This is a genomic window from Psychrobacter sp. CAL346-MNA-CIBAN-0220 (genome assembly GCF_040309805.1).
GTDB lineage: Bacteria > Pseudomonadota > Gammaproteobacteria > Pseudomonadales > Moraxellaceae > Psychrobacter.
The window spans coordinates 1,425,835-1,440,457 of the sequence record NZ_JBEOPF010000001.1; the positions used below are offsets into that span (position 1 = coordinate 1,425,835).

At 42.0% G+C, this 14,623-nt stretch carries 10 protein-coding genes and 1 pseudogene; 5 read left to right on the forward strand and 6 right to left on the reverse strand.

Features of this window, described 5'->3' with window-relative positions; all coding sequences use genetic code 11:
- Positions 1–75: 75 nt before the first annotated feature.
- The 3 genes from AAEY88_RS05605 to AAEY88_RS05615 all read right to left on the reverse strand — a co-directional run bounded on the left by AAEY88_RS05605 (position 76) and on the right by AAEY88_RS05615 (position 4,494).
- Positions 76–1,830, reverse strand: coding sequence for a di-heme oxidoredictase family protein (locus tag AAEY88_RS05605; RefSeq protein WP_350560184.1), 1,755 nt, complete (start codon positions 1,828–1,830; stop codon positions 76–78).
- Positions 1,831–2,107: 277 nt separating this feature from the next.
- Positions 2,108–3,565 (reverse strand): imelysin family protein, encoded by a 1,458-nt coding sequence (locus AAEY88_RS05610; RefSeq protein WP_350560186.1) that lies wholly within the window; start codon positions 3,563–3,565, stop codon positions 2,108–2,110.
- 275 nt (positions 3,566–3,840) lie between these two features.
- The gene (locus AAEY88_RS05615; protein WP_350560188.1) at positions 3,841–4,494 is read right to left on the reverse strand and encodes an OmpA family protein; all 654 of its coding nucleotides are present in this window, start codon (positions 4,492–4,494) and stop codon (positions 3,841–3,843) included.
- Between the two features lie 571 nt (positions 4,495–5,065).
- Between AAEY88_RS05615 and AAEY88_RS05620 the strand changes: the two genes are divergently transcribed.
- The 5 genes and pseudogenes from AAEY88_RS05620 to minE form a co-directional block, all read left to right on the forward strand.
- Positions 5,066–6,037: an acyltransferase gene (locus tag AAEY88_RS05620; protein ID WP_350560190.1), complete on the forward strand. Its 972-nt coding sequence runs from the start codon at positions 5,066–5,068 to the stop codon at positions 6,035–6,037.
- A gap of 290 nt (positions 6,038–6,327) precedes the next feature.
- Positions 6,328–7,440 (forward strand): hypothetical protein, encoded by a 1,113-nt coding sequence (locus AAEY88_RS05625; protein ID WP_407074408.1) that lies wholly within the window; start codon positions 6,328–6,330, stop codon positions 7,438–7,440.
- A 134-nt stretch (positions 7,441–7,574) separates the two neighbouring features.
- Positions 7,575–8,417, forward strand: coding sequence for a septum site-determining protein MinC (gene minC, locus AAEY88_RS05630; protein WP_350560194.1), 843 nt, complete (start codon positions 7,575–7,577; stop codon positions 8,415–8,417).
- 407 nt (positions 8,418–8,824) lie between these two features.
- Positions 8,825–9,637: a septum site-determining protein MinD gene (minD, locus tag AAEY88_RS05635; RefSeq protein ID WP_350560196.1), complete on the forward strand. Its 813-nt coding sequence runs from the start codon at positions 8,825–8,827 to the stop codon at positions 9,635–9,637.
- Positions 9,638–9,639: 2 nt separating this feature from the next.
- A pseudogene (gene minE, locus AAEY88_RS05640) lies at positions 9,640–9,927 on the forward strand (cell division topological specificity factor MinE); the annotation flags it as partial.
- A 162-nt stretch (positions 9,928–10,089) separates the two neighbouring features.
- Here the strand turns inward: minE and AAEY88_RS05645 are convergent.
- The 3 genes from AAEY88_RS05645 to pilG form a co-directional block, all read right to left on the reverse strand.
- Positions 10,090–10,617, reverse strand: a complete 528-nt coding sequence (locus tag AAEY88_RS05645) for a cytochrome b (protein ID WP_350560198.1) — start codon at positions 10,615–10,617, stop codon at positions 10,090–10,092.
- A gap of 586 nt (positions 10,618–11,203) precedes the next feature.
- Positions 11,204–13,612 carry an Hpt domain-containing protein gene (locus tag AAEY88_RS05650; RefSeq protein ID WP_350560200.1) on the reverse strand — a complete coding sequence of 803 codons (2,409 nt, stop codon included), beginning with the start codon at positions 13,610–13,612 and terminating at the stop codon, positions 11,204–11,206.
- Positions 13,613–13,808: 196 nt separating this feature from the next.
- The gene (gene pilG / locus AAEY88_RS05655) at positions 13,809–14,189 is read right to left on the reverse strand and encodes a twitching motility response regulator PilG (RefSeq protein ID WP_350560202.1); all 381 of its coding nucleotides are present in this window, start codon (positions 14,187–14,189) and stop codon (positions 13,809–13,811) included.
- Positions 14,190–14,623 lie beyond the last annotated feature (434 nt).

Sequence of the window (14,623 nt, forward strand, 5' to 3'; positions counted from 1 at the left end):
AGGCGGATGACCTCGTCAGTATGTTTAGCGATTAATAATAATCAATAGCTATTAATAATCACTACTGTGTCGTTACTACAATGATTTTAAAAAGGCATTCAGCTCAGCACGACCTTGCTTATCAAGCTGTAATACTTTTTGTTGCTGTTTGGCTGCTTCACCACCATGCCACAGTACCGCTTCCATCAACGTACGAGCGCGGCCATCATGTAAGAAGGTCGCTTGTGGATCAACGGTTTGTGCCAGACCAATTCCCCATAATGCCGGTGTACGCCACTCATAAGAGTTGGCTAAGAATTCAACCTGCGCATCTTTGGGTGGTAACTTGCCAGCGATGGTACGATCTGCTAAGTCATTACCCATATCGTGGAGCAATAAATCGGTATAAGGATAAATCACTTGGCTGTGCTGTTCGAGATGATCATCATTAGTTTTTGGCAGCTGGTATCTTGGGGTATGGCAACTTTGACAGCCCATATCATAAAAGCGCTTTTTGCCGGCCAATACTAGCGCATCATCGGCATTACGTCGATTTGGAACGGCTAAATTGCGGGTATAAAATTCGACAAACTTAACCACCTCATCGCTCACTTCAACAGGTGGTTTACCATTGCCTTGTTCATCAACACCTGTAGTCGCATTGAGACAAGCAGTTTGCGCAGGCATACAAGAGCCATGCGGACGGATATTTGAGGTCAGTCCCATATCTTCGCTAAAGGCGCTTTGATTCTGAGTAACCAGCTTGGTTTGGCCCGCTTTCCAGCCAAAACGTCCAAGGGCGCGCTTGCCAGTTTGTGGATCCATCACCCAGTTAAATTTACCGCGTATACTATTGCCATTATCATCAGCATTTCTATTATTACTGACGGCTTGTTGTTTAATGTCAGCATCAGGGATTTGTTCTAGTAACCCAAGCCCTATCATTGGTAGCGCAATACGCGGTGATACCATCAACTCATCTTCAAACGGCGCATAACCAGGTTTGGTCAAATTAAAGGTGGGTGCACGCAGGGTCTCGACATGACCATCAGTGAAGGTAATTGGATTATCTGCCCACTGTACAGCAATACGTGCTTCGGCAGGTACGCCTTGAATGCCGCGATCTTGTAGCTGACCACCATAGATAGGAGGGACGATCTTTTCAATCGATGAGTCTTGTAGCTGCTGTCGTTGCTCATCAGTAGTCGCTGGCATGGCGAGACGAATTAACAAGCTGTCCGCATCGTCTTCCGCTGTCATTGGCGCATGACCACGGCCGTCTTTCACATGACAGGACTGACAAGCAGCAACATTAAATAACGCACCAAGTCCATCACGGCTATCGGTGCTGGCAGGAGCAATGACCCACGGCTGCTTAAAAAAGGCGTTGCCAATAAAAAAGCTGCCCTTTCGTGAAGCCGTTAGGTTAGATGAGGGTTTAGAATAACTCTCGCTACTGGTAATAGTAACCCCAGTATCGCCGCCTTGCTTAATTTCTTGCGGATCAAAAGTAGCCAGCTGCTGCATTGGCACGCCAGCTAAGGTCTCAATAGTTTGCGTGCGCTCAGCAGATAATGCTTGAGGCTGCTTGTTATCAGACACGCTATCGGTCGGCTGACACCCACTCACTGACAACACACATAGAAGGCTAAGCGCCAGCTTAGATGACCTAGTGCGTAAGACGATAGGATTTAATGGTAGATAAGGGTTTGTCGACGAAGAAAGGCAAGTACTGCTAAGAATTGAGCGGTTATTTTTGATGACATTAATTTGCGAGACTGGCGTGAAGGATGGGCGAAGAAAAGTTGATAGTATCGCTTTCATAGCTTTCATAGCTTTCATAGCTTTCATAAAGATTACCTTAGTTCTAACATCAAGCTATTAAAATCGTATGCTATTCTGACATCCATATAACGCTGTTTTTGAATCAAAATATCTGCGCCACTCGTCATTATTTCAGGCTATTTTAATAGAGAAACAACACACTGCCAACGGTGGTTGGCAATGCATTTATTATATCTAATTTATGGAGTTGTAAAAATCGTTCGCATTAACTTATAGCGACTCATCAGGCATTCGCTAGGTTTGCGTCTGTTTATAATTTAGCATGGAAGATACAATATTTATCTTAAGACTGTGAACCTGTATCGGCATCTAAATTATCAATACCAACTGATTTGGCTGCATTTTCAATACCAGCAGTCAGCTCTTGTAAGTTATTGATAGCACCTTCGATCCAACCACGGCGCTTATTTTGCTCTTCAGCTGAGATACCGTACTTACTCGCCTGCCCTACAGTCGCGATCATTTGATCGACTTTAATGCCTTCTTTCTCGCCTTTTTCCACAAGAATATTAAACGCATTTTCTACCCGTTCAAAGTCAGCAACAAGCTTATCGGCGGCAGCTTTATGACCATTATCGACAAGGTACTGCTTCACGCCGTAACCGCCAACTGATTTGCCAGCGACTGTTTTATAACTGCCATCAAAGACATTTTGGATACCGCGCGCATTATTAGCATAGCTTAGGTGAGTCAAGTCACTAAAGCACTCGTGCTCATCTTCAGTAGAGCCAGTCACAAAGGCCACCTGCATACGCTGAGAGGCCAGCTCACCAAGAGCCAAGCTGCCCATTTGGTACATAATTTGACGCAAGCCGTTATTATCTTTACGTGCCATCATATCGCTACGTAGCGTATTGTCACTTTCTGGCTGCCACTGTGCTTCCATCGCAGTTAAATCATCAACCAGTAGCTGAGTAGCCGCTTTTAGATACTGACCCCGACGCTCGCAAACGCTCGCATCGGTGTTCGCTATGTCACCGCTAGTACATTGGCCTGCTTCAGTCATGTAATCGCTGACCGGACGATTACCTGCGCCCTCACCAACGCCATTGGTATCTTGACCCCATAATAAAAACTCAATAGCGTGGTAGCCAGTAGTAACATTGGCTTCGCTACCACCAATCTCATTCATCTCTGCCAATAGCTCAGGAGTAATATCGCGGGTGTCTTGCTTAAGGTTACTAACAGTGATGCTATCGCTATTAATAATATTGTCTTTGCTATTATACTGGCCTTCGTAGCTGTCGCTAACGTAATCGATTAGTGCTTCATCAAGTGGCCACGCATTTACTTGAGCTTCCCAGCTATCGATGCTACCCACTTCTCGCTTGTCATTGGGAGTAACGAAACCCTCATCAAAACGGAAAACTTCAGTTTGAGAATAGGGTTGGCGGGCGGCTTTGTAAGCAGCTTTTGCCGCATCAAGGTTTACTTGGGTTGGCGTAGCCACATAGGTATTAACCGCCGTTTGTAATATTTTACCAGTCTCTAACGAGTCGTTATAAGCAGCATGCACCATATCCGCATAACTGAGAAGTAGTCTATCGATATGAGCTTGATCAGCTGCTGATAATTTCATGGTATCTTTATCATTAGTCATCGTTTGTGTGTCGGTCTGCTTATCAGTCGCCGCCGTATCGTCAGTCTGCTTAGTGCAGCCGGACATTATTAAGATGCTAGCAAGCGCAACGGCTAAAGTGGTCGGTAAAGTCTTACGGCTCGTCACTGTATTGATAGTCATACACGTCCTCGATAGGATTTATGGAATTACAAAGATAAAAAAGGCGGTTAATGCTGAGATGATATTCAGAATTCTGTAAATTATAATGATATTGATAACGATTATCAAATATAAATTAACAATCACTAGCTTATCTGCTGATTTAAACCTCTATCAAAACCACGAACGGTAACTTCTATAGATGGTTTACAAAAATTTTCCATAAAAAAAGGCCAGCTCGATGCTGACCTTTCTTGGAAAATTTAGAACTTTGAATCTAAAATACTCAGCGTTAATTAACGTACGCTTTGTGGGGTATTAATGGTCAGCTCAACACGACGGTTTTTCTCACGACCATAATCAGTGTTGTTATCAGCGATTGGACGTGATTCGCCGTAAGCAACTACATTGACACGGCTAGAAGAAACACCGCGAGCAGTTAGATAGTTTGCCACTGAATAAGCACGATCACGTGATAGTCCCATGTTATAAGAGGCAGAACCTTTACTGTCAGTATGACCTGCGATAGTGATGGAATTCTGGTTATACTGGTTCATTGTCGATGCAAGTTTATCAAGAGTCGGTTTGAATGATGAGTTTAACGTGGCATCATCAAACGAGAACGTGATATTCCCTGGCATAACAAGATCGATATTACCATTAGGGTTTTGAGTAACGGTTACACCACTACCAGCCATTTGCTGCTCAAGCTGTTTGGCTTGACGTTCCATATAATAACCAACGCCAGTACCTAATGCTGCACCGATAGCTGCATCACGGCCAGTATTGCTACCACCAGTTGCTTTAGAGATAACAGCACCACCGGCAGCACCCGCTAAAGTACCAATAGCAGTTTTGTTTAAGCGTTGCTGTCCAGTATTGGGATCAGTAGTACAGCCACTAAGAGCTAGACCAGATGCAACGGCTACGATTAATAATTGGTTACGCATAATATTTTCCTCTTAATTTTTAAATTAAAACTTTAAGTTTTGATTACTGGCTCATTGCTTATTGAAAGCTTATTAGATGTCATTTAAATTCGATATTATTATGTCAAGAACAACCACTTTCTGTGTAATATTTTGTCACATCTCTGTACGGGAAGTACATGACATTTTACGCAAAGCTCTGATATGTTGCTACTTACTGTCTTCTAATCACTTTTTATTCTATACGGTTTTAAAACATGACACCCTTAGAAGGTTAAAAAGCACCTACCATAATAAACTGCTTACCAATAGCTTAATACTCATCTTATATGCTGATATGATCTGCAATTACCAGTCACCTTAACACTCATATACTGTTATCAATTTCTGCTAAAATCAATAGTTATCAATTAATCATAAATAGTAGTTATTATTAGCTGACAAGATTGGTCCTGTAATAAAGCAAGCTAATAATGGTTATAATCACTTATTACTTATAGTCACTTACTTATAACCACTGACTCATAAGCAATTACGCTAATATATTATAAATATTTTGAAAATTGATAACATCAATAGATAAGGATTCAATATGCGACTGGCCTCTACCATTAAAAAACTACATGAACGCACGCCCAGATTGGGCAAAGCACTCTCAATGGCAACGGCGACCAGCGTTATTGCTATCAATAGCTTTGGCGTAAGTGTTCCTTTGTGGCTAATGGGCGCTACCAAAATCATTACCGGCGCGGCTATTGCAGATAAAACTGTGATTAAGATTACTAATTATTGGATCAACAGTAATAACGCCTTAATCGATAACATCTTACCGTATAAAGACTGGCGTATCAGCCTGCCTGATGACGTGCATTCGCATGGCAAGTATCTGCTGATTAGTAATCATCAGTCATGGGTAGATACCAGTATCGTACAATATATTAGTGAAAATCGTTTGCCATTAACGCGTTTTTTTACCAAGTTTGAGCTGATTTATATTCCTGTCGTCGGACAAGCTTTTTACTTTTTAGATTTTCCGATGATGCGTCGGCATTCAAAAGAGGCGGTCGCTAAAAACCCTGCCTTAAAAGGTAAAGATATTGAAGAAGCCAAACGGGCTTGTGCCCTACTGAGAAATAAGCCGTTCACCTTACTGAACTATTTAGAAGGCACGCGCTTCACTCAGAGTAAACATGACAAGCAAAACGCTCCTTATACTCATCTACTTAAACCACGTGCGGGTGGATTATCTCTTGCCATTGACGCCCTAGGTGCAGATATTGATGGTATCTTAGACATGACCATTGTCTATCCCGATGGCGTACCGACCTATAGTGATTTGTGGAAAGGTAATATTAAACGCTTAGGCGTTGATGTGCGTCATATTGAGATGCCTGAGGCTTTATTCAAAGGTATCCAAAACGGCGGCTATGAAGATGAAGCCATCAAAGCGCAAATGTTTGATTGGCTGGATCATGCCTGGCAGCAAAAAGACCAACGTATTACGGATATGCTTGCTGAGTTTGAGGCCAATCCCGCTACTTTAAATATTTCAGATGTTGATTAGAGTCGTTATAATTGCGACAAGAATGGCAATGAGTCAAATAGCACTATCGTTGAATTCGAATGATTTCATTAAATGATTTCATTAATAGGAGCTCAAGTACAGACTTTGTCTTTAGTATAGTAGACGAGATTGTTAGCAAACAGGCGTTATAGGGTATGACTCTGACCTCACATTTTATATGTCTTTCATTTATAATGTCTAATAGGTTGTTTTTTATTGCTATTTACCGATAATATCAACGCACCTTGAGACTCGCCGCTTACTCACTAGCCATTCACCCAACATAAGGTATGACTGTGTCCGCCTCTTCTTCTACTGCCAATCCTTCTACCGATTCTAAGCCATTGCCCAACCAGTCATCAGGACAATCACATACACAGGCGCAAAGACCTCAGCGTCCTGAGCATCCAAAACCAAGTCGCTTAAAGCTAACCTATGATATCGTAATGATTGTTGCAATCAGTATTGATCTACTCCTGATCAGTATTGATGCTATTTTAATGAGTAATTTCAGCAATAATGTCGCAGGATGGCTGACCCTTAGCGATGGTTTGATCTGGTATCAAACTACCATGCATGATCCATTACGTACTGCTGGCGGGTTTTTTACTATATTTTTGATTATGGAGCTGTTACTGCGCTGGGCGGTTGCGATTAAAGAACAGATCTATTATCGCTGGTTTTTCTTCCCCTTTGTACATTGGTATGAAGTACTAGGCTGTTTTCCGCAGCTGCGTGCATTACGCTTATTTCGGGCAGTAGTCATTGGTCGGCGACTTCATCAGCTGGGCTATCAAGTATTACCGCAGCCATGGCTCAACCGTATTCAATTTTATATCAATCTACTGTTAGAAGAGTTGTCCGATAGGGTGATCTTAACCACCATTCAAAACTATCGGCAACAATTAACTGATCCTGACATGCAAAAATCCTTGATGGACTCTATCGTCGAGCGCAATCGTGATGAAATTGAGACGGTACTGTTGGCTTTATTGCGCAAAGAGTTAGTGCCACAATTACAAAAGCTGGCAGGTAAATCAGAAGGCAGCCAGCTGATAGCGAGCGAAGTCGGTAACGCCATTCAAGACGGTCTTGCCAATACCCCTGAGCTGCGCCGCTATTTACGTCTGATTCCAATTGCTGGTAGTTTGATTGAGTCACAGTTGCAGCATATCGGACATAACGTCGGTGAAAACGTGGTGTATTCTCTTAATGCGCGACTCTTAGATGCTGGGCGTATTGATGCCTTAATGGTTGCGATCGCCCACGGTATTGCTCATATCGATACGGAAAATACCGCTCTAGAAGCCCTTATAGCGAACATTATCGCTGATAGCCTGGCCGAGTTTGAAGCACAAATAAAAGTACAGCAATGGAAACACCAAGATATGTTTAAGTTTTAACGGTATTTTATGTAGTTGAGGGCTTGTTAATCCCTAGCATCCCTTAGTACACTGCTTACTAAACACTCAATAAATCTATAATAATAACTGCGCTATGATCGCAGCGATACTAGTATCTTTTAAGGATCGACATTATGACTATTTCAGATACAGACAACCAAGCGATGACCACCCAACCGGCTATTGATTTTTATGGGAAAATGCTAACATTCTCGCGCCTGCAGTTAAATACCGACGATTTAACCGCTATTGAAGCGCATCTAGCCAGTATGCTCAGTAATAAGACCAGTAATATTCCGGTTATCATTGATAGCAATATTGAACAAGATCTAGATGCCTTAGTAGAATTGCTATGGTCATGGGGACTGCAGCCCATTGGGGTAGTAACGGGCATGCTTGAGACCCAAGCACGCGCCAAGAGATTGGCAATATTCCCAGCCGATGGCAAACGTATTGAGCGTATTTTACCCAGTAAAAAATCAGCAACTCAGCTGAGCCAAGCGGCTATTGATAATACAGCAGAAGCTCAGCCTGATAGTAATAACGAGCAAGGTAGTCATACGGATACGACCTCAGCAACGGGACAAGACTCTGATACAGAGGCGTCTGCCCCCACCGAGATACTAAGCACTGACCATATTACTAGCATGATCTATGATCAGATGCTGCGCTCCGGACAAACCATCAATCATGTTGGCGGTGATTTGATACTGACCAATAGCGTTAACAGTGGTGCCGAAGCCATCACCGATAACAGCCTACATGTCTATGGCCGTGCTCAAGGGCGTTTGGTAGCAGGCGCCACGGGTGATAAAGATGCACGCATTTTTTGCCAAGTATTCAATCCCTCATTAGTATCGGTTGCCGGCACTTATTGCTTACGTGATAACTTACCTGCACATGTGATTGATAAGCCGGTACAAGTACGCTTTATAGAAGGTGAGGGCTTAGTATTTACGGTGATAGAAAACACCTAAAGCATAAACATATAATCTACTGATAATGACGTCTATATCTATAGTTACCCTAAGTCTATATCTATAGTTACCCTAAACAGGCTTTAGATAATATTGGTTTTATAATAGGTCATTTAGTTTAATGACAATAGGTTACTATAACCCTAGGCGTCAGACATGATTTGAATGAGCCTTTTATACTGATAGGCCATGGTGTTTATTTTAGCCTTTCAGGCGGACCCACTATAAATTTTTGTTTATTTATGCTAGGCTTACGCTCGCAGATAGCAGTCGTATTATACTCTTTTAGTTTATTCTAAAAACATATTCTAGCAAGGCTCCAAGCAGTATTAACAAAGTGTATATACACGTTTATCAGACGATTTTTATCTATTAGATATCCCATTGATTTATAGGAGTGTGCCATTGTGGCGAAGATTGTAGTAATCACTTCAGGTAAAGGCGGCGTGGGCAAAACCACGACTAGCGCTTCTTTTGCCGCCGGTTTAGCATTACGTGGCTATAAAACGGTTGTTATCGATTTTGATGTGGGCCTGCGTAATCTAGACTTGATTATGGGCTGTGAAAATCGCATCGTATATGACTTTGTTGATGTGATTAGCGGCAATGCCCGTTTATCGCAAGCGCTGGTTAAAGACAAACAGCTAGAAAACTTATATATTCTACCTGCCAGCCAAACGCGTGATAAAGACGCGCTAACTGACGAAGGTGTGGCCGAAGTGATGGCTGAGCTGTCTAAACAGTTTGACTATATTATCTGTGACTCCCCAGCAGGTATTGAACGCGGTGCGCAGCTAGCAATGTATCATGCTGATGAAGCCATCATCGTTACTAACCCTGAGATCTCTTCAGTACGTGACTCTGATCGCATTATTGGTATTCTGCAAAGCCGTACCAAAAAAGTCGAAGAAGACAAAGGCTCAATACGTGAGCATTTGGTTATCACCCGCTATAATGCTGAGCGTGCCGCTGCCAACGAGATGATGAGTATTGATACCATTTCTAATGACATCTTAAAAGTACCCCTACTCGGTGTTATTCCTGAAAGTCATTCAGTGCTTGAAGCGTCTAACCACGGTGAGCCTGTTATTCATTATACCGATTCGGTCGCTGGTCAATGCTACGACGATATCGTCGCCCGTTTCTTAGGGGAAGATCGTCCACTCCGTCATATTGACGTGAAGAAAAAGAGTTTACTACAGCGCTGGTTTGGAGGTTAATAATGAGTAAGAAGAAAGGATTTTGGAGCAGCCTATTCGGCGCAGATGACAGCAGTAACGCTGGTAGTGCAAATCTGGCAACTGAACGTCTAAAGGTTATTGTCGCTAGTGAAAATCGGCTAAATAATCGTCTGACGGCTGATCGTATCGAGAAAATGAAACGCGAGATATTAGAAGTGGTCAATAAATACGTCAACGGCGTACAAATTGACGATGTGAACATCAATCATCGTAGTGAAGATACCCTTGATGTTCTTGAAATGAATATTAGCTTACCTGAACACAAAAAAGAAATGCCAAGAAAAGAAATACCTAAGACAGAAGTCCCTACTAAGACAGAAGCGTATAAGAAAGAAGGCTAAAAAGTAAACTCATAGCCTAATAGTTCATAAAAAAGCCCTAAGTATGTTACTTAGGGCTTTTTCTTATGGGCTAATTAACAGGTGATACCATTATTTCATACGCGAAATCAGATTGTCTTTTTTGATAAACTGATGGTATAAAGCCGCACCAATATGAAGCAAGGTGAAAGCGATGATCATTGGCCAAATAATATCAGTATGCACATCATTATAAAAACGCGCGGTACTACGATCTGGGGTGACAAATACCGGGATTTGAAACAAGCCAAAAATATCTACAGGACGACCGCCATATACTGACATTAACAACCCAGCTACTGGCATAGCAATCAACAAAGCATACAGTGCAAAGTGATTCAAATGCGATATCACCGCTTGCCACTTAGGCATTGGTACTGATGGCGGTGCTTTAGTAAATACGCGATTGATCACACGTGCAATCATCCAACATAATACGCTGATGCCAAAAGCTTTATGGAGTCCAATATATACCTTATCATCGATATTCTGATATAACAGCATTAACACCCAAGTGGCTAACAATAAAATTGCGCTCACCCAGTGAAATATCCGGCTGCTAACTGGCCACTTTTGTATGCTTGGTTTAACCTCGTTCATAAACTATCCTGTTCAGCATTGCTCTAAAACCAACACTGCTGCTCTATTGAAATGCCCTAAAGAATTGTCTCGAATAATACTTTTAAACTATGTTATCAAAAATAGTATTATCAAAAACAATATTGGTAAAAATTACGAGGGTTAAAACCACTTAGAATTTTTAACCCCATAAATAGGTTAACGGTGTTTCTCAATTAGTTTTAATCAGTGGTCCAAATCAAGCAACTGATGCGCAATTTTATCTAAGTCTGATGTGAGGTAAAGTGTGCAATTAATGACCACTGAAGTGTGCCATTAAAAACCATTATTTGGAACATGTAGGATGTTACCAGATTTTCTCTAAAAAGACGCTTTTATAGTGTTAGTCATATTACTCTCAAACGCGTTATTGTCAGGGCTATTACTAGTAGGCTAGTAGCTGCTGTAGGTTATTGTAAGCTTTATTATTATCACTACTGCTACCATTATTGCTATCAGTAATATACATCTAGCGATCAGGTCACTCAGCGCCTTTAACATCTGAAATACCCGCATTATTTTGACACAGCTGGCCTTTGGTCTGTTAGGGCATCAGAGACCGCAATTGTTAGCGGAGTGGTACCCGAATAGTAAAGCGCGACCCTTGTCCAGCTTCAGACGTTACAGAAATAACGCCGCCCAATTGTCGAATGTCAGTGATAACCACGTTTAGCCCTATTCCGCGTCCTGATATTTGAGTCACTTCCTGGGTAGTGCTCAAACCGGCATTAAAGATAGTTTGCATGATATCAAAATCAGACAAACTATTATCATTTGGTTCTATTAAACCTTGAACAATCGCCTTTTTGCGCACGGCATCGACATTGATACCGCGTCCATCATCGGTGAGATAAATGATCAGATCATTATCCTCCTGTAGTACTTCTAAAGTGATATGACCGCTATAATCTTTGCCCGCTGCTAGACGCGTTTGGGCGCTTTCAATACCATGGTCAACTGCATTACGTAGCAGGTGCTCAAGCGGCGAAGTCATACGCTCTAGAATGGTTCTATCCATCTCATCGGCAGCATTAATAATGGTCAGCTCTACTGATTTATTAAGCTCATCAGCAGTTTGGCGCACGACACGCTCAAGACGCGGCTTTAAGCGCGTAAATGACACTATACGTGAGCTCAGTAGTCCATCTTGTTGTTGCTTAACAAGGCTACCGGTCATAGGCGACCTCTCATTGATAGTCTCAACGATGCATCCTGTCTCTGGCTGCATTTTTGTAGCCAGAGACATATTACGCTGGTCTCGTAACGATTCGCTAGGAATATATTTTAAGTTATTAGGATTTTTACTGAACTGCTGTAATGCTGCGATCAATGCGGTAGCTGCTGGAGGATTCACTTGCTGCTTGAGAATAAAGACGGCATCGGCCAGCCAATCATGGCAGACCCTTAGTAACTGCGACACCATCTTAGTTGCTGGACGTTGATGAGTAGCCAATTGCTCGTATACGGTCTCCATCTGATGCGCTAGATCAGCGATACTATTCGCTGCTACCATGCGCGCGCCTCCTTTAAGCGTATGCAGACCTCGTTGTAGTATCTGCAATGCGTCCACATCATTGATATTGTTTAAAAATAACTGCGAGTGCTGGTTAATACTGATAATGATTTCATCCGCTTCTTCTGAAAATATTTCTAGCAGCTCAATATCCGTATCAATCGTTGCAAGTTGCGATTCATGCGCTGGTGTACTTTTCACGCCATCTTCAATAAAGACCGCTTTGGTAGCTGGGTCGGCATCTTGAGCATCAACTGGCAGCAATGATGATTGGTTTATAAAGGGCTCAAGGACTGTAGGTATATTCAGGTCGCTGATTGGTAGAGACAGGCTTTGTAGAGTTGCCCTCTGGAAAACTGCATGTTGGACAGTGACAGTAGACTCAGTACCACAAGAATCTACTGTCATATCTTCTGGTATGCGGTGCTGATCCACGGTTGGTAGTTGAGGCTCTATTGGCTCTGCTTGCGCCATGGGCTCTACCAATATAGAGGACGCTAATAACGCTGGCGTGTTCATACCATAAGATAAAGGCTGATCTACTACTGATAGAGTGCTACTTTGCAAAATAATGATAGCCGGATCAATACTGGGTGCGCGCTGCGCTGTAAAATCTACGACCAATACTGGTAAATGCGCTATCGTTTGGATAACTAGCGCAACCACGTCATTGGTAACGGGTAATGTCTTATTTAACACCCGGTTAAGCAGATTTTCAATCGCTCCTGCCATCTCACTGATGCTAAAGCACCCAACCATGCGACCTGAGCCTTTTAGGGTGTGAAAGCCACGATGTAATTCCATCAACGGCGTCAAATCTTGCGCCTCTTGCTGCCAACGATCTAAAAAGTCTTTTAGATCAGCAATAATTTCTGTCGCTTCTTCAACAAAAATATCATTAATCTCTTCATCATTATCAAAGTTATCAGGCTTGAGCTGCTTACGAGCAGCTTGCAATGCGGTATTATCTGAGCTTACGGCATTAGCTACGTGAGCATTTTTTATTTCAGCACTTTTTATTTCAGCGCGCGCATTATCCCCTACTATTTTGCTATCCAATGCTGTATCAGTAGGTGCAATCTCACCATTGTCATCATAACGAATCACATCAGAGGTTATTAGCTTGGCAGGTGAATAAGTATCTGTCACAGTATCAGACGCTGCTGTTAATGCCGTCAGCTCATGCCGCAACAATTGATGGGAAAATTGACCTATCTGGCTCTGCTCAGCATCTATTCCATCACAGCTGCCCGTTTCTGCTAACAGGCTAAGCCGAGCTGCTAAGAAAGCACTAGGTAGATTGGCCAGCGTCAATGCATCATAGAGCTGCCGATAATGCTGCGCTATGTATTCAAAATCAGGATGCGGCTCTAGTAACCAGCTATCAGTTACTTGTGATAAATGCTGGTCAAACAGGGGTAGCAGCCATTCTAGCGTCGCTATCTTATTAGGCTGGTTGTTCATAAAGTTATCCTAACTCGTTCATGCCCTGATTTTTTGCCACGTATTAACTTACGCTGGGGTAAGGCGGCACAGATTTGAAAATCATCAAAATAGCCCCTTGCTTAGAGCCTATATAATATAATTGCCTAGCGCGCTTTGTGCGACCAATCTTACTAAGATAACGCTAATTGAATTATCTAGTTTTTATTGTTGGTAGCTATGATCGATATCGATTAATGGCCTCAAACAGCTCATCTTTACTAAATGGCTTGGTCAAATACTCATCAGCGCCGACAATACGGCCACGTGCTTTGTCAAATAAACTGTCTCTTGAAGACAGCATAATGACCGGCTTATCCGCATAATCAGGATTGTTTTTAATCAAGGCGCAAGTCTGATAACCATCGAGACGTGGCATCATAATATCAACAAAAATGATGTCTGGATTATTATCAACGATTTTGGCGAGTGCATCAAAACCATCGATGGCGGTAATGACTTCACAGCCGACTTTTTGTAGTAGCGTTTCAACGGTACGACGAATGGTTTTTGAGTCATCAATAACCATAATCTTTAGCCCTTCAAAATTATTTTCCATTATCATTGTCCTATGACTAACGGGTTATTCTTAATACAGCTGTCTGTTGTTTTCTAACGTTATTACCTAATAGGTAATGTATAGCCTAGACTAGGTCATGATAGCAAATTAGAAACATAAAACAGATGAAACAGCATCTATCAACCGCTGGCACTATACGCACTTAGTCATCAATTATCGACATATGTTTTATATTTAATTTTAACTATAGTCATTAAGCCTTCTATTTGTAACGCAGATGCATCAAGTTAGTATCTATTACTTGTTTCACCACACTTTTTTGATGTGACCAATTAATTAGTTTATAACAACGACGATTCACTCTATTGGGCTGTCTTATCAAAAAAGAATAGAGTCTACTTTAACACTTTACCCTATTCGTCATTATCATGTAGCCCTATAGCTGACTAGTTACTGTAGTCTAGTTTATTAGA

Coding starts and splice junctions, on each gene's coding strand:
- pilG (WP_350560202.1), bottom strand. CDS start 14,189: ATGGAAAATAATTTTGAAGGGCTAAAGATTATGGTTATTGATGACTCA.
- AAEY88_RS05620 (WP_350560190.1), top strand. CDS start 5,066: ATGCGACTGGCCTCTACCATTAAAAAACTACATGAACGCACGCCCAGA.
- AAEY88_RS05615 (WP_350560188.1), bottom strand. CDS start 4,494: ATGCGTAACCAATTATTAATCGTAGCCGTTGCATCTGGTCTAGCTCTT.
- AAEY88_RS05605 (WP_350560184.1), bottom strand. CDS start 1,830: ATGAAAGCTATGAAAGCTATGAAAGCTATGAAAGCGATACTATCAACT.
- AAEY88_RS05625 (WP_407074408.1), top strand. CDS start 6,328: ATGACTGTGTCCGCCTCTTCTTCTACTGCCAATCCTTCTACCGATTCT.
- minC (WP_350560194.1), top strand. CDS start 7,575: ATGACTATTTCAGATACAGACAACCAAGCGATGACCACCCAACCGGCT.
- AAEY88_RS05610 (WP_350560186.1), bottom strand. CDS start 3,565: ATGACTATCAATACAGTGACGAGCCGTAAGACTTTACCGACCACTTTA.
- AAEY88_RS05650 (WP_350560200.1), bottom strand. CDS start 13,612: ATGAACAACCAGCCTAATAAGATAGCGACGCTAGAATGGCTGCTACCC.
- AAEY88_RS05645 (WP_350560198.1), bottom strand. CDS start 10,617: ATGAACGAGGTTAAACCAAGCATACAAAAGTGGCCAGTTAGCAGCCGG.